15 protein-coding genes are annotated in these 14557 nt (G+C 70.4%); 10 read left to right on the top strand and 5 right to left on the bottom strand.

Translation table 11 applies throughout. The features are described 5' to 3' along the window. Positions 1–323 precede the first annotated feature (323 nt). The gene (locus ACIBVQ_RS00465; protein ID WP_352008475.1) at positions 324–1043 is read left to right on the top strand and encodes a GntR family transcriptional regulator; all 720 of its coding nucleotides are present in this window, start codon (positions 324–326) and stop codon (positions 1041–1043) included. 41 nt (positions 1044–1084) lie between these two features. On the opposite strand, the gene ACIBVQ_RS00460 is transcribed toward ACIBVQ_RS00465, so the two are convergent. Next, positions 1085–2653 carry an FAD-dependent monooxygenase gene (locus ACIBVQ_RS00460; RefSeq protein ID WP_399174739.1) on the bottom strand — a complete coding sequence of 523 codons (1569 nt, stop codon included), beginning with the start codon at positions 2651–2653 and terminating at the stop codon, positions 1085–1087. A gap of 77 nt (positions 2654–2730) precedes the next feature. On the opposite strand from ACIBVQ_RS00460, the gene ACIBVQ_RS00455 reads away from it, so the two are divergent. Further along, positions 2731–3360 carry a TetR/AcrR family transcriptional regulator gene (locus ACIBVQ_RS00455; protein WP_352008473.1) on the top strand — a complete coding sequence of 210 codons (630 nt, stop codon included), beginning with the start codon at positions 2731–2733 and terminating at the stop codon, positions 3358–3360. 6 nt (positions 3361–3366) lie between these two features. On the opposite strand, the gene ACIBVQ_RS00450 is transcribed toward ACIBVQ_RS00455, so the two are convergent. After that, on the bottom strand, positions 3367–3693 hold the full coding sequence (locus tag ACIBVQ_RS00450) for a helix-turn-helix transcriptional regulator (protein WP_362910933.1): 327 nt from the start codon (positions 3691–3693) through the stop codon (positions 3367–3369). A 346-nt stretch (positions 3694–4039) separates the two neighbouring features. On the opposite strand from ACIBVQ_RS00450, the gene ACIBVQ_RS00445 reads away from it, so the two are divergent. Further along, positions 4040–4366 (top strand): hypothetical protein, encoded by a 327-nt coding sequence (locus tag ACIBVQ_RS00445; protein ID WP_362910935.1) that lies wholly within the window; start codon positions 4040–4042, stop codon positions 4364–4366. Positions 4367–4369: 3 nt separating this feature from the next. Here the strand turns inward: ACIBVQ_RS00445 and ACIBVQ_RS00440 are convergent, their stop codons facing one another. The 3 genes from ACIBVQ_RS00440 to ACIBVQ_RS00430 form a co-directional block, all read right to left on the bottom strand. Continuing rightward, complete coding sequence (locus ACIBVQ_RS00440; RefSeq protein WP_399174736.1) at positions 4370–4675, bottom strand: putative quinol monooxygenase; 306 nt, start codon at positions 4673–4675, stop codon at positions 4370–4372. 118 nt (positions 4676–4793) lie between these two features. Then, positions 4794–5270, bottom strand: coding sequence for a peroxiredoxin (locus tag ACIBVQ_RS00435; RefSeq protein WP_399174734.1), 477 nt, complete (start codon positions 5268–5270; stop codon positions 4794–4796). Between the two features lie 324 nt (positions 5271–5594). After that, entirely contained in the window at positions 5595–6536 is a 942-nt protein-coding gene (locus ACIBVQ_RS00430; RefSeq protein ID WP_399174732.1) for a DMT family transporter, read from the bottom strand. 16 nt (positions 6537–6552) lie between these two features. Between ACIBVQ_RS00430 and ACIBVQ_RS00425 the strand changes: the two genes are divergently transcribed. From ACIBVQ_RS00425 to ACIBVQ_RS00395, 7 genes are all read left to right on the top strand, one after another. After that, positions 6553–7932 carry a PLP-dependent aminotransferase family protein gene (locus ACIBVQ_RS00425; RefSeq protein ID WP_399175807.1) on the top strand — a complete coding sequence of 460 codons (1380 nt, stop codon included), beginning with the start codon at positions 6553–6555 and terminating at the stop codon, positions 7930–7932. A gap of 127 nt (positions 7933–8059) precedes the next feature. Beyond that, positions 8060–8596, top strand: a complete 537-nt coding sequence (locus tag ACIBVQ_RS00420; protein WP_399174730.1) for a CGNR zinc finger domain-containing protein — start codon at positions 8060–8062, stop codon at positions 8594–8596. A 129-nt stretch (positions 8597–8725) separates the two neighbouring features. Continuing rightward, positions 8726–9337 (top strand): GNAT family N-acetyltransferase, encoded by a 612-nt coding sequence (locus ACIBVQ_RS00415; protein ID WP_352008466.1) that lies wholly within the window; start codon positions 8726–8728, stop codon positions 9335–9337. A 23-nt stretch (positions 9338–9360) separates the two neighbouring features. Next, positions 9361–10239 (top strand): 1,4-dihydroxy-2-naphthoate polyprenyltransferase, encoded by an 879-nt coding sequence (locus ACIBVQ_RS00410; RefSeq protein WP_352008465.1) that lies wholly within the window; start codon positions 9361–9363, stop codon positions 10237–10239. 138 nt (positions 10240–10377) lie between these two features. Beyond that, positions 10378–11739 carry a cytosine permease gene (locus ACIBVQ_RS00405; protein WP_352008464.1) on the top strand — a complete coding sequence of 454 codons (1362 nt, stop codon included), beginning with the start codon at positions 10378–10380 and terminating at the stop codon, positions 11737–11739. A 22-nt stretch (positions 11740–11761) separates the two neighbouring features. Then, positions 11762–13510, top strand: coding sequence for an adenine deaminase C-terminal domain-containing protein (locus tag ACIBVQ_RS00400; RefSeq protein WP_399174727.1), 1749 nt, complete (start codon positions 11762–11764; stop codon positions 13508–13510). A gap of 3 nt (positions 13511–13513) precedes the next feature. Beyond that, positions 13514–14515 carry an adenosine deaminase gene (locus ACIBVQ_RS00395; RefSeq protein ID WP_352008462.1) on the top strand — a complete coding sequence of 334 codons (1002 nt, stop codon included), beginning with the start codon at positions 13514–13516 and terminating at the stop codon, positions 14513–14515. Positions 14516–14557 lie beyond the last annotated feature (42 nt).

Genomic DNA, 14557 nt, shown 5'->3' with positions numbered 1-14557 from the left:
AGCGACGGAGTGACGAGGGAAAGCGCCGACTCGGGGCGCCCAAGCCCGCGACGCCGCCAGGCGGAGCAAAGGGACACAACCCGCGACGCCGAAGGCGGAGCAAAGAGACACAGAGGCCGCCGATATGTGCTCGGGGGTACACACATCGACGGCCTCTGTAGGTGAATCGAGGCTCCTTACGCGGGCGTTACACAGTCTCTGAGAGATTTTCACGCGCTCTCCGGGAGGCCGCAAAGTTGGAACTCCAAATCGCCGCCATTACCGTGAGTTGTCCACCGAATACGTCAGGATGGGGCGACGCTGTCGAACCCAGGGATGAACACGTGGCAAGCTCCGATCCGGTCTACCTGCGCGTCGTCGCCGATATCCGCCGCCAGATCGTCGACGGCTCCCTTCCCCCCGGCGCGCCGATCCCCTCCCGCGCCCAGCTGACCAGAAAGTACGGCGTGGGCGAGACTGCCGCCCGTCACGCGCTGCGGGTGCTCGCCGCCGAGGGGCTGATCATCGGCCGGGTCGGCTCCGGCCACTACGTGAGGGCCAGGCCGGTGCTGCTGCCGCTGCACCGCTGGCGCTTCCACGATCACCACGCCCCCTTCGGCGCGGACATCCAGTCGCAGGGCACCCGCGCCACCTGGGAGTGGCGGGCCGAGCACACCGAGGCCCCGCCCGGCATCGCCCAGCGACTGCGCCTGGACGAGTCGGCCCCCGTGACCCGTGTCCGCTACGTCTTCCGCGGCGACGGCAGGCCGGTTCAGCTGGCCACCTCCTATGAGCCGACCGGGTTCGGCGAGCCCGCGGCCGAGGAGAACCCCCGGGGTCTGATATCGAGGCTCTCCTCCTTCGGCGTCAAGGTCACCGAGATCGTCGAACAGGTCTACACGCGTGTGCCCCAGCCCGCCGAGAGCGACGTCCTCGCCCTGCCCGCGGGGGTCCACGTCCTGCATGTGGAGCGCACCCACTGGGCGGGCGACCGTCCGGTGGAGACCAGCGACATCGTCATCCCCGGCGACCGTTTCCGCCTGATCTACAACCACCCCCTGTGATGAGCCGCGTCCGCCGGGTCCGGCGCGGGCCCGGCGGATGCTCAGGAGGCCGTTCCCACGACCTTCGTCTCCGCTTCGGCGCTCCCGCCCGCGCCCGTGACGGCGGGTGCTCCGAACCAGGTGGACAGGGCCGCCCCGAGCGGGACCGGGCTCGGGTGCCCCTCGTCAGCCGCCCAGGCGACGAATCCGTCGGGCCTGACGAGCAGTCCGGCGAGCTGCGGCCTTTCCACGATCGCGCTCCCGACGACCTCGACACGGTCGCGGTAGCCGTACGCCGAGGCGGCGAGTTCCCCTGACGGGTCGAGCAGCAGCGCGCGGCCGGTGTGCATGTGGTCGGCGAGCCTGGAACCGTCGGCCAGCTCCAGGTCGGGGGCGCTCCTGCCGAGCAGCGGGTGGTCACCGGGGATGTCGTAGCGCTGCCAGACCCCGGAGAGCTGCTTGACGAGGTAGGTGGTTCCGTCCACGGTCTCCGCGAGGTTGGTGACCACCGCGCGCAACGCCCTGGCGTGGCGGTCGGGACGCATCACCGCGATCTGGGCGCGGGTCCATTCGAGCACCCAGGCGCCGATCGAGTGACGTTCCGCGGTGTAGGTGTCGAGCAGGTCCTGGGGGGCGTCACCGCGCACGGTCGCGGCGAGTTTCCAGCCGAGGTTCATCGCGTCGCCGAGACCGAGGTTGAGCCCCTGGCCGCCGAAGGGTGAGTGGACGTGGGCGGCGTCCCCGGCGAGCAGCACCCGCCCTTTCCGGTAGGTGCTCGCCTGCCTGGCGTTGTCGGTGAACCGGGTCGCGGTCTTGATGCCGGTCACGACGACGGGCGCCCCGGTGACCCGCCTGATCGAGTCCTGCAGTTCCTCGGTGGTGACGGGGGCGTCCCGGTCCTTGGGCACGCCGCCGAACTCCACGGTCAGGATCCGGCCGGGCATGGGACCGTAGGCGTAGACGCCGGTCGGAGTCGCGTTCCAGCCCAGCCGCAGTTCCTCCGTGCCCTCCATCGCGGCCATGGCCTGGTGGGCGGTGATCTCGGGGTCGGTGCCGGGGAAGTCGAAACCCGCGAGCTTGCGCACCAGGCTCCTTCCCCCGTCGCAGCCGACCAGCCAGCCGCCGCGGATCGTGCCCTCGGTGGTGGTGACGGTCACCCCGTCCTCGTCGGCCTCGAAGCCGGTCAGCTCGACTCCCTTGCGTACCTCGATCCCGAGTTCGGCGGCGCGTTCGGCCAGAATCCACTCAAGCTGCTGCTGGCCGACCAGCTTGACGTTGTCGCCGGGGCCGTTCCCGCCCAGGTCGGGGTCGGTGGGGTCGAGCAGGTCCCCCCTGAGCACGATCCCCGCGAAGTGCCCCGCGAACTTCGGCCCGCCCTGGGGCCTGCCCTTGGGGGCGTTCCCCCTCATGAAGGCGGCGAGGTTCTCCTCCTCCGCCGCGCGGAGCGCGGGAAGCAGGCCGCGCCGGTGGAGCGCCTCGACACCGGGCGTGTTGAGCGAACCCGCCTTGACGGTCTGGTCGATCTCGGTCAGCCGTTCGATCACCACGACCGAGACGCCTCCGACCGCCAGCTCACAGGCCAGCATCAGCCCGACAGGGCCGCCTCCGGCCACCACGACGTCGTACGACACACCACACCTCCACGAAAATTCTTACCGCCACTAGAAAGTTACTACGACTAAAAACTTTTATCAACTATAGTCAGCGCATGAGCAGCGAGCCAGGACTCCGCGAGCGGAAGAAGCAGCGGACACGCCAGACGATCTCGGACATCGCCTCCGGGCTCTTCCTCAGGCGCGGGTTCGACAACGTCACGGTCGCCGAGGTGGCCGAGGCGGCGGGCGTCTCGGCGAAGACGGTCTTCAACTACTTCCCGCGCAAGGAGGACCTCTTCCTCGACCGGTTCCCCGAGGCCGCCGAGCTGATCACCAGGGCCATCAGGGAACGTCCCGAGGGTGAGGAGCCGCTGACCGCGCTACGGCGCCTGCAGCGGGAGCTCCTGCGGGACAATCACCCCTTCGGCGCGTTCACCGACGGCTACCGGTTCTTCTGGCAGGTCGTGATCGACTCCCCGTCGCTACAGGCGCGGGCCAGGGAACGGGCGGCCGAGTTCGAGGAGTTGCTCGGCTCACTGCTGGCCGAGGCCGCGGGGGCGCCTTCCGACGACCCATGGTCACGGGTCTCCGCGGCGATGATCGTCTCGGCCTACCGCACGGTCTACGTCACCACCGTGGACAAGGTCTTCGCCGGCGAGCCCATCCAGAAGGTGGTCGAGGAACACGCCGCCCTGCTCGATCGCGTCTTCGACTGCCTCGAACGAGCCCTGGCCCCCTCCTGACGACCGCTACCGCTCGCCGACGTGCTCCAGCGGCTCCGAGGGCGGGTCGTCCAGCTCCCGCACGACGTAGGTGACCTCGGCTCCGATGGCCAGGGCGTAACGCCTGATCGTGGACAGGTGAGGGTCACCGCCGAGGCGCTCGAAGTCGGAGACCGCGGGCTGGGTGCGGCGCATGCGCTCGGCGACCTGAGCCTGGGTGAGGCCCCGCGCCCTGCGCAACCTGACGAGTTCCTCGATGAGCCGCACGTCGCGCTCGGCGGCCCGCAGTTCGCGCCGCGTCTCAGGAGCCTCGGGATCGATCCCGAGCAGCTCGGCGATGTGCGGGTCGATCACGATCAGGCCTCCTTGTATCGGCTACACCTTATGTCCTGGCGTACCCGAAAGGCCCGCGCCTCCCATGATGCATCGCGCTCCCCCATCCCGTGCGCCCCGTTTTCGGCACGGCCGTACGGCATGTGCGCCTGACCTTTTCCCGGACGGGGACCGAAACCGGCCTCGGAGGAATCCGCCGCCGCGGGACGACGCATACTGCTGACCGATAACGAAAAATCCCGCCTTTTCTCCGACCCGCGGGAATTCCACGTATTCACTTTCTTGACACCTCGCTTCCTCACCTAAGATGCTGACGGGGAAGCCCACAGCCGACAGCCATGGTTCGGTGATGAATAATAATTCTGCGGTGGAATGTCCCGCTTGGTGCGACGGTAACCACGGCAACCGCGACGCTCTCACAACGACCCATCGCACGACTGTCTGGAAGGGCCTGCACCTCACGATCACGGCCAGCCAGACCGTGCGCCCCCACTCACCCGGCGAGCAGGACGGCCCCTCGATCCTGCTGACGATCCCCTACGCCGGCACCAAGCCCGCCGTACGGCTCTCGCCCGGCGCGGCCAGGGCGCTGGCCGCGATCATCGAGAAGTCCGACGGACGGGGCGGCACCGAGTATCTCGTGGCGGAGTTACGGCACGCGGCGGATCTCCTGGCTCCCATGGAAACCCACTGAGAGTCACCGGCCGGGCAGCTTGGCCGCCAGGATGTTCAGTTTGTTGACCGCGGGAGGCTTGGCGAACAGGCGCGAGGCCTGGTCCTCAAGCGCCTTGGCGATCTGGCCCGACAGATGGGCCTCCCTGCCCGCCTCGTCGGCGAAGGCGTCGAACACGGCGAAGGTCGTCGGTCCCAGGCGGATGGAGAACCACACCGGTGTCCCCTCCTCCATCTCGGCGAGCGCGATCGCCTCCTTGAGGAAGCTCTCGACCTCGTCCTCTTTGCCGGGCTTGGCGTCGATCAGCACGAACAGCCCCAGGGTGACCATTTATCCTCCCGCCGGTCCAGCGAAGGTTTCGCCGTCTCCCCCCAGCGTCTCCACCCCATGACCACGGCTACACCGTGTGATCACCCGGGACCTCTAAAATCACGCCCGGCCGGTCCCGTCACTCCTGCGCGCGGGCCCGCAGAACCTCAAGCGCCCGGTCGGCGTGGGACAGCATGCTGGTCTCGCTGTGGATCACTTCGAGCAGGCGACGGTCGACGTCGATGACGAAGGTCATCCTGCGGGTGAGAAACGGCCCGACCGCGAAGTTACGGCGTGCGCCGAGCTTGCGGGCCACGGTCCCGTCGGGGTCGGACAGCAGGGGAAAGCCCAGGTCGTAGGTGTCGGCGAACTTCTTCTGCCGGGTGACGGCGTCGCGGCTGATGCCGACCGGGTTCGCGCCGACCTCCTCGAACTCCTCCGCCAGGTCGCGGAAGTGGCAGCTCTCCGCGGTGCACCCCGTGGTCATGGCCGCGGGGTAGAAGAACAGCACCACCGGCCCCTTGGCCACCAGATCAACGAGCCGCCGTGCCGTACCGGTCTCGTCGAGGAGCTCGAAGTCCTCGACCACGTCCCCGACCTTGGGGCTTCCAGCCATGACCGTCCTCCATCTGTCGCCGAAGGGCCTGCGTCGCCCGCCCGCCCGTGACCGTGGGGGAACCACCCCCTGCCCGCGGGCACCGGTCTCGCTGACCGTATAACCGCTCCTCCCGTGCCGGGAAGAGACGGTGGGAACAATGTTGCCCTCCGGAACAGTGAACGGCCCCCACGAACGACGCCGGGGGAAACGGATCACTTTCCGATCGGCAGGCGTCAGGCGTTTTCCCCCGTCCTTTCAGCATGCACGGCACCCGTCCGGAACATCGCAATCCGAGAATGGCCACATTCCCCAACAAAGCACCACGATAATTCGGGGAATTCCTCAGGAGCGCGCCCGCTGGCTCACCGCGACGCACACGAGCACGGCCAGTGCCGCGGCGACCGTCACCGGGTCGAACGGCTCGCCGAGCAGGAGCCAGGCCCACAGCAGGGTGAGCAGCGGCTGGGCGAGCTGGGTCTGCCCGGCCCTGGCGATGCCGCCCTTGGCCAGGCCCGCGTACCAGGGGATGAAACCGAGGAACATCGAGATCAGCCCGACGTAGGCGAACCCGGCCAGCGAGACCGCGCTCGGCCGCACCTGCGTGGTCAGCGCCAGCGCGACCGTCAGGGGGACCGTGAGCGGGGCCGCGACGACGAGGGCGTAGGAGATCACCCGCCAGCCGGGGGTCCGCCTGGCCAGGCGCCCTCCCTCGGTGTAGCCGACGGCGGCCGACAGCAGCGCCCCGACCAGCAGCAGGTCGGCGCCGGTGACGTGGCCGCCGCCTCTGCCGACGGTGAAGACCGTGATCGACAGGGCGCCGAGCGCGCAGGCGGCCCAGAACAGCGGCCTCGGCCGTTCCCCGCCCCGCACGACGGCGCAGACGGCGGTCGCGGCGGGCAGCAGGCCGACCACGACGGCGGCGTGGGAGGTGTCGGCTCCGGCGTCCAGGGCCAGCCCGCTGAGAATCGGGAAGCCGAAGACCACCCCGGCGGCGATGACCAGGTACGACCACAGGTGCTCTCTGGGCGGCAGTAAGGGCGCCCTGGCCACCAGCAGGAACACGACCGCCGCGACGACGGCGACCACGGCGCGCCCGATCGCGACGAGGTAGGGGTCGAACCCCTCCATCGCGAAAACCGTGCCGGGGAATGAGCCGGAGAAGGTCAGCACCCCCAGCCCCGCGAGCAGGGTCCCGCGCCACGAGGCGCCTCCCTCCGCCGGCGCCGGGGCCTCCCGGCCGACCGCTATCGGGCTGGCGAGCGTAGCGCTACTCTTGTCTCTCATGAATGACGATAGCAGTATCGTCCGATTGGCCGCCATCCTCAGGGAGGAGGCCGGGCGGTTGCGGCCGGGCGACAGGCTGCCGTCGAGCCGCGAACTGATGCGGGTCCACGGTGTGAGTCCGGTGACCGTCTCCAGGGCGCTCAGCAGGCTCGCCACCGAGGGCCGGGTGATCGTCAGGCCGGGCAGCGGGACCTACGTGGCCCCCGCGCAGGCGCGGGTGGAGAACGCCCCCGACCTGTCCTGGCAGACGGTCGCGCTCGGCGACCGGGTGGTCGACGACACCGACGTGGTCGAGTTGCTCACCCCGCCACCCGAGGGCGTCGTCCCGCTCACCGGGGGCTACCTCAACCCGTCGATCCGCCCCGCGCGGGCCCTGTCGGCGGCCGGGGCACGGGCGATGCGACGTCCCGGCGTCTGGGAGGTGCCGCCGCTGGGCGGCCTGCCCGAGCTGCGCGGGTGGTTCGCCTGCGAACTGGGCGGCGACGTGACCGCCGCCGACGTCCTCGTGGTCAGCGGCGGGCAGGCCGCCCTCACCCACGCGCTGCGCGCTCTGGCCGCCCCCGGCACACCCCTGCTGGTCGAGACACCCACCTACCCGGGGGCGCTCGCCGCGGCGCGGGCCGCCGGGCTGCGGGCGACGGCCGTACCGATGGACGGGGACGGGGTGCGGCCCGACCTGCTGGCCGAGGCGTTCGCCGTCACGGGCGCGCGGGTCTTCCTGTGTCAGCCGACGCTGCACAACCCGACCGGCGCGACGCTCCCCCTCGACCGGCGCAGGCAGGTGCTCGCGGTCGCGCGGGCCGCCGGGGCGTTCGTCGTCGAGGACGACTACGCCAGATACTTCGCGACCTCCCCGGTCCCGCCGCCGCTGGCCGCGCTCGACGAGCACGGGACCGTGGTGCACATCAACTCGCTCACCAAGGTCCTGTCCCCCAACATGCGCGTGGCGGGCCTCGTCGCCAGGGGACCCGCGGCACGGCGGCTGCGGGCGAGCCAGATCGTCGAGTCGTTCTTCGTCGCCAGGCCGCTGCAGGAGACCGCTCTGGAGTTCGTCGGCTCACCGGCCTGGCGCCGCCACCTGGACACGCTGGAGAGCGAGCTGACGGCCCGCAGGAACGCCCTGGCGGGCGCGCTCGCCGCCTTCGCCCCGGCCGCGGAGATCCACCTCCTCCCCCGTGGCGGCCTGCACCTGTGGGTACGGCTCCCGCGTCATCTGGACGAGGAGGCCGTCGTCGAGCGGGCCAGGCGGGCGGGCGTCCTGGTGAGCCCGGGACGCATCTACTACCCGGCCGAGCCACCCGGCCCCCGGATCAGGGTCAGCCACTCGGCGGCGGCGCACACGACGGAGCTGACCGAGGGGGTCAGGCGGCTGGCGACGGCGGTCGAGGAGGTCTGAGCGCCCCCGCCCGTGCCCGCCGAGACGAGAGCCGACACCATTGAAATCATTATGCAGGCGTCGAGGAGAGAAAAACCTCCTATTGACATACAGTGGTTTCAACAGCGGTTCGAAGAGGTGACTGACCATGGGCAACGCCGCCGACCTGGTGTGCGACTTCGTGAACACCTACGACGTCGAGAGCGCGACCGACTCGATCCCGTCCCCCGCCGCGCTGACCGCCTGGCTCGGCAGGCGCGAGTTGATCGGGCCCGCCGACACGGCGGACGAGACCGACGTGAGCGCCGCCGTGGACCTGCGCGAGTCCCTGCGCTCCGCGCTGCGGCACAACCACGACCGCGACCAGGAGGCGGCCCCGCCCAGATCGTTCCCCGATCTCGCGCTGCGGGTCGTTCTGACCGAGGCGGGGCCGGTCCTCGAACCGGCCGCCTCCGGCGTCCCCGGCGGGCTCGCCAGGATCGCGGCGGCCGTGATGGAGGCTCACGCCGAGGGCATGTGGCCCAGGTTGAAGGTCTGCACGGAGAGCACCTGTCAGTGGGCCTTCGTCGACTCCTCAAAGAACCGCTCGCGCTCGTGGTGTTCCATGAAGGTGTGCGGCAACCGCACCAAGACTCGGGCATATCGGGCACGGCGCCAGACCGAGACGCAGCCGCGTCATCTCTGAGTCTGATTCCCCGATACGGTGTAGGGGCTGCCTCACGGTTCCACCCGCCTGATGCCCGCTCGCGTGGCACGAGACCCGCGAGGCGGCGTGTCATGGGCGACGGCAGACGGCAGAGAGGGAGCGGGCCGAATGGCAGACGTAGGCGTGCGGGCGGCTCGGCACGATGATGTCGCCGCGGTGGCGAGCACCCAGATTCGCGCCTGGAGATACGGCTACCGGGACTTCCTTCCCGAGGGGCCGCTTGAGCAGATGACCGGCACGGCGGCCGAGGACCTCTGGCGACGGCAGTGGGACGAGGCGATCGTCTCCCCGCCCAGCAGACGGCACCGGGTGCTCGTGGCGGTCGAGAAGGTCGTCCTGGACACCGACGCGTTCCCCGCGCTCGGTCCCGGCGGCATCGCGGCCGCGGCGGCGGCCCTGGGTCCCGAGCGTGTCGTCGGGCTGGCCTCGCACGCCCCGGCGGAGGACCCCGACCTCGATCCGACCACGACCGGGGAGCTGCTGACCTTCCTGGTCGACCCCGACCACATACGGCGCGGCCACGGCAGCCGCCTGCTGAACGCCACGGTCGACCACTTCAGGGAGGACGGCTACCGCACCATCGTGACGTGGGCGTTCGCCGACAACCACGCGGTGCTCGGCTTCCTTGAGTCGGCCGGCTGGGGCGAGGACGGCGCCGAACGGGTGCTGCACATCGGTCGCTCCGTGCGGATGGTCCGCCTGGCCACCGACATCAGCTGACCTTCGAGAGGACGTTCGCAGCCATGGCCACCCCGAGCCAGTGGATCGCCGGAGCCCGCCCGCGCACCCTGCCCGCCGCCGTCGTCCCGGTCGCCGTCGGCACCGGCGTCGCCTTCGGCTACGACGGCGCGGTGTGGTGGCGGGCCCTGCTCGCCCTGTTCGTCGGGCTCGCCCTGCAGATCGGCGTGAACTACGCCAACGACTACAGCGACGGTGTGCGCGGCACCGACGACGGCAGGGTCGGCCCAATGCGGCTGGTCGGCTCGGGAGCGGCCACCCCTCGCGAGGTGCTCTTCGCGGCCTTCGGCTGCTTCCTGGCCGCCTCGGTCGCCGGGCTGGCCCTGGTCGTGGTGACCCGCGCGTGGTGGCTTGTCCTGATCGGCGCGCTGTCGATCGCGGCGGCCTGGTTCTACACCGGGGGCTCGCGGCCGTACGGCTACCGCGCGATGGGCGAGATCTCGGTGTTCGTGTTCTTCGGCCTGTTCGCGGTCTCGGGCACCACGTTCGTCCAGACCGAGTCACTGCCGTGGACCGCGGTCGCCGCCGCGGTCCCCGTCGGCCTGCTGGCCTGCGCGCTGCTGGTGGTCAACAACCTGCGCGACATCGCGACCGACGGCCCCGCGGGCAAGCGCACCCTGGCCGTCGTGCTCGGCGACGGCCGTACCCGCACGCTCTACTCCGTGTGCCTGGTGCTGCCGCTGGTCCTCGCGCTGGCGCTGGTCCCCTGGCAGCCGTTCGCCGCGCTCACCCTGCTCGCCGCCCCGTTGGCCGTCGCCCCCGTCAGGGCGGTCGCCCAGGGTGCCACCGGCCGGGCGCTGATCGCGACGCTGCAGCAGACCGGCCGTTTCCAGCTCGTCTTCGGCCTGCTGTTCACCGCGGGCCTGGCCCTGCACGCCCTGTAGGACTCCCCTCCCGCCCGGCGATCACCTTGGAGACCGGTACAGTCCGGACCCCCTGACCTCGTGTTCTCCGACAACGGGAGCACGCCGCGTGCCCTGGTTCACTGAAGGTGAATGTCCAAGGCACCAGGTGGAGGCGTAGTGGCCGTCGAGCAACGCGGGATCGAGCTGGTCTCGCCGTCCGAGAGGTACGGCAGGCCACGTGACCTGCTGTTCCTGTGGACCGGGACCACCATGGGAGTCTTCACCCTGGTCTACGGGACCGTCGTCGTCTCCCTCGGGCTCAGCTTTCCGCAGGCCGTGCTGGCCATCGTGATCGGCAACCTGCTGTCCTTCCCGCTGGTCGGCCTGACCAGTCTCCAGGGACCGGCCGTCGGGACCTCGACGATGGCGGTCTCCCGCGCCGCGTTCGGCCCCAAGGGCGCCCGGGTGCTCAGCTTCTTCGGCTGGATCAACATGGTCGGCTTCGAGGCGGGCGGCATGGTGCTGATCACCTTCGCCTCGCTGGCCCTGCTCGACCAGGCCGGGATCGCCTCCCAGAGCGCGGCCCTGAAGGTCGGCGTGATCGTCGTCGCGGCGCTGATCCAGCTCGTCCTGCCGCTCGTCGGGCACGCCGCCGTCATGAAGGCCCAGAAGTACTTCACCTGGGTGTTCGTCGCGATGTTCGCCGTCATGGCCGTTCTCGTCGGCCCGAAGGTGCAGGCCACCGCCGGGGGCGGGGCCGACTTCGCCACGTTCACCGTCGCGGTCGCACTGGTCATGTCGTGCGGCGGCCTGTCCTGGGCCCCGCTGGGCAGCGACTACTCGCGCTACCTGCCCGCCTCCTCCAGCAGGAAGGCCGTCTTCGGTTACGCCGCGCTCGGCGGGCTGGTGCCGTACGTGCTGCTGATGACGCTCGGCGCGGCCGTCGCCACCGTGGTCAAGGACGCGGGCGACCCCGTCTCCGGGCTGCCCGGCGCGCTGCCCTCCTGGTTCGTCGTGCCCTACCTGCTGCTGGCGATCGTCACGCTGTTCGCGGTGAACACCACCGACCTCTACTCCTCCGGCCTGAACCTGCAGGCCTCGGGGATCAGGCTGAACCGTTCGGCCGCGGTCGTGCTCGACCTGGTGATCTGCGTGGCCATCACCTGTGTGGCGGTGTTCTCCGACTCCTTCAACACGATGCTCAACACCTTCCTCGGGCTGCTGATCCTCTGGCTGGCCCCGTGGGCCGGCGTCTATCTGACCGACTGGCTGCGGCGCAGGGGTTCCTACGACGCCGAGGGCCTGTTCGCCGAGGCCGGGCCGTACCACGGGCGTGGGGGCGTCCGCTGGAACGGGATCATCGCGCAGGCCGCGGGCATGGTCGCGGCGGCGCTGTGGATCAACTCGGCGGCCTTCACCGGACCGCTCTCCCAGGCGACCGGCGGCTCCGACCTGAGCATCTTCGCGGGCGTGGCCGTGGCCGGTCTGGTCTACGCCGTGCTGGAACGCCGCCCCGCCCCCGTCCCCGTCCCCGCCTGACCCGCAGAAAGGCCGCAGCGAAATGCCCGACCGCGCCCTGCTCGACGTCGCGTACGGACGACGTCCCGCCGACACGATCATCACCAACGGTGTCCTGGTCAACGTGCTGACCGGCGAGACCTATCCCGCGGAGATCGGGATCAGCGGCTCCCGGATCGCCCTGGTCGGTCCCGACCTGCCCCGTGGCCCCGAGACGAAGATCATCGATGCCCGGGGCGGCCATCTCGTCCCCGGCCTGATCGACGGCCACCTGCACATCGAGTGCAGCAAGCTCTCCGTGACCGGTTTCGCCGACCTGGTGGTCCCCTACGGCACGACCAGCGTCGTCTCCGGCCTGGACCAGATCCTGGTGGCCGAGGGCCTGCCCGGGGTCCGGAGCTGCCTGGACGAGGCCGCGGCCACCGGCATGCGCGTGTGGTGGGGGGCACCCGCCAAGGCCCCCTACACCGTTCCCGAGTCGACCGTCGGGCACACCTTCGGCCCCGCCGAGCACCGGCTGGCCCACGAGTGGCCCGAGTGCGTCGGCATCTGGGAGACCGTGCAGGAGTTCGTCGAGCACGGCGACGAGGCCGTCATGGAGGCCCTCGACCTGGCCGAACGGCACCGGCTCCCGGTCTTCGGCTGCGCCCCGATGTCCGACACACGCCGGATCAGCGGCCTGGCCGCGGCCGGAATCCGCCTGGACCACGAGTCGTACTCGGCGCAGGAGACACTGGAGAAGCTCCGCCTGGGTATCTACGCCATCGTGCGTGAGTCCAGCGTCGCCCACTTCCTGCAGGAGAACATCCAGGTGGTCTCCCAGGTCGGCGCGCGCCGGGTGGCCTTCTGCACCGACGACGTGCACGCCGCCGACGTGCTCGCCGCCGGGCACATGGACAAGCTGGTCCGGATGGCCGTCAAGGCGGGCGTCGACCCGGTGACGGCGATCCAGATGGCCACGATCAACTGCGCGGAGATGTACCGGATCGACCACCTGGTCGGCAGCATCGCCCCGGGACGCTTCGCCGACGTGCTGATCGTGGACGACCTGGCCGACTTCCAGGTGCGTGAGGTCGTGACCGGTGGCAGGCTCGTGGCCAGGGACAACGCCATGATCACGCCCACGGCGCCGCCCGCCCGCCCGCCGGTGCGGCCCTTCCCCGTCGCCGAGCTGACCGCGGACGACATCGTGCTGCGCGCCCCCGAAGGGGCCGCCTCGGTCACCGCGCTGGCCATGCGGATGAGCCCCGAGCAGGTCTTCGTCCGCAAGCGGCACGACGTCACGCTCCCCGTGACCGGCGGCGTCGTCGAACCGTCCGTCGAGCACGACGCGCTCTACATCACGGTCGTCGAGCGGTACGGCAAGACCGCCAACCGGCCGGTCGCCCTGGTCAACGGCTTCGGCATCACCAGGGGCGCCATCGCCACCAGCGCCGCCCCCGACGACAACAACATCATCTGCGTCGGCGCCTCCCGCTCCGACATGGCCCTGGCGGTCAACGAGGTCGTCCGGGCGGGCGGCGGCCAGGCCGTCGTCGTGGACGGCGAGGTCCTGCGGCTGCTGCCGCTGCCGGTCGGCGGCATCGTCTCCGACCTGCCCGCGCGGGAGATGGCCGAGGCGGAGAGCGAGCTGGACGATCTGGCCCGCGAACTGGGCTGCGCGCTGCCCTCACCGATGATGTATCTCTTCTTCCTGTCGATCACCGCGATCCCCGACTACGCCATCACCGATCTCGGCCTGGTGGACTGCGTCGAACTCAAGGTCGTCGACCCGATCCTCTCCTGGAGCTAGAGCATGACCGACTTCATCGCGGGGCTGCCCAAGTGCGAGCTCCACCTGCACATCGAGGGCACCCTCGAACCCGAGCTCAAGTTCGCGCTCGCCGAGCGCAACGGCATCGAGTTGCCCTACTCCTCGGTCGAGGACATCAGGGCCGCCTACTCCTTCGACGACCTTCCCTCCTTCCTCAAGATCTACTACGAGGGCATGGAGGTGCTGCGCACCGAGCCCGACTTCTACGACCTGGCCATGGCCTACCTGCGCAAGGCCGCCTCGCAGAACGTCCGCTACGCGGAGATCTTCTTCGACCCGCAGGCCCACACCTCGCGCGGTGTGCCCTTCGACCTCGTGATCCGCGGCCTGCGCCGCGCGCTGATCGACGCCGAGCGGCAGCTCGGGATCAGGGCGCAGCTCATCATGTGCTTCCTGCGCGACTTCCAGGCCGAGTACGCCATGGCGACGCTGCTGGAGTCGCTGCCCTACCGGGAGTGGATCGTGGGTGTCGGCCTCGACTCCGACGAGAAGGGCAACCCCCCGGTCAAGTTCAAGGCCGTCTACGAGCGGGCCAGGCAGGAGGGCTACCTGCTGACCATGCACTGCGACGTCGACCAGGAGAACTCGGTCGAGCACATCCGCCAGGCCGTCGAGGAGATCGGCGTGGACCGCGTCGACCACGGCGTCAACGTCCTTGAGGACCCGGCGCTGGTCGAGACGCTCCGCGAGCGGGGGCTCGGGCTGACCGTGTGCCCGATCTCCAACGGCTACGTGACGGACTCGACGAAGGCCGACGCCATCCGCAGGATGCTCGACCTCGGCCTGCGCGTCACGGTCAACTCCGACGACCCGGCCTACTTCGCCGGTTACGTCCAGGAGAACCTGGCCGTCCTGGCCGAGGAGCTCTCGCTGACCGAGGAGGACCTCGTCCAGCTCGAACGCAATGCCTTCGAGATCACCTGGCTGCCCCGCCATCTGAAGGACGCCTACCTCGCCGAGCTGGACGCCTACGCCGCCCGCTGAACCAACCCGCTGGAGGCCGCCGCCCGAGTCCGGGCGGCGGCC

It is taken from the genome of Streptosporangium sp. NPDC049376 (genome assembly GCF_044466505.1).
Classification (GTDB): Bacteria; Actinomycetota; Actinomycetes; order Streptosporangiales; family Streptosporangiaceae; genus Streptosporangium.
The sequence above is the reverse complement of the archived record's forward strand: the minus strand, read 5'-3'. Positions and strand labels throughout refer to the sequence as shown.

Bases quoted from the DNA above. Each gene is read 5' to 3' on its own strand.
- ACIBVQ_RS00415 (WP_352008466.1), top strand. From the start codon at position 8,726: ATGGCAGACGTAGGCGTGCGGGCGGCTCGGCACGATGATGTCGCCGCG.
- ACIBVQ_RS00430 (WP_399174732.1), bottom strand. From the start codon at position 6,536: ATGAGAGACAAGAGTAGCGCTACGCTCGCCAGCCCGATAGCGGTCGGC.
- ACIBVQ_RS00410 (WP_352008465.1), top strand. From the start codon at position 9,361: ATGGCCACCCCGAGCCAGTGGATCGCCGGAGCCCGCCCGCGCACCCTG.
- ACIBVQ_RS00435 (WP_399174734.1), bottom strand. From the start codon at position 5,270: ATGGCTGGAAGCCCCAAGGTCGGGGACGTGGTCGAGGACTTCGAGCTC.
- ACIBVQ_RS00440 (WP_399174736.1), bottom strand. From the start codon at position 4,675: ATGGTCACCCTGGGGCTGTTCGTGCTGATCGACGCCAAGCCCGGCAAA.
- ACIBVQ_RS00395 (WP_352008462.1), top strand. From the start codon at position 13,514: ATGACCGACTTCATCGCGGGGCTGCCCAAGTGCGAGCTCCACCTGCAC.
- ACIBVQ_RS00420 (WP_399174730.1), top strand. From the start codon at position 8,060: ATGGGCAACGCCGCCGACCTGGTGTGCGACTTCGTGAACACCTACGAC.
- ACIBVQ_RS00455 (WP_352008473.1), top strand. From the start codon at position 2,731: ATGAGCAGCGAGCCAGGACTCCGCGAGCGGAAGAAGCAGCGGACACGC.
- ACIBVQ_RS00400 (WP_399174727.1), top strand. From the start codon at position 11,762: ATGCCCGACCGCGCCCTGCTCGACGTCGCGTACGGACGACGTCCCGCC.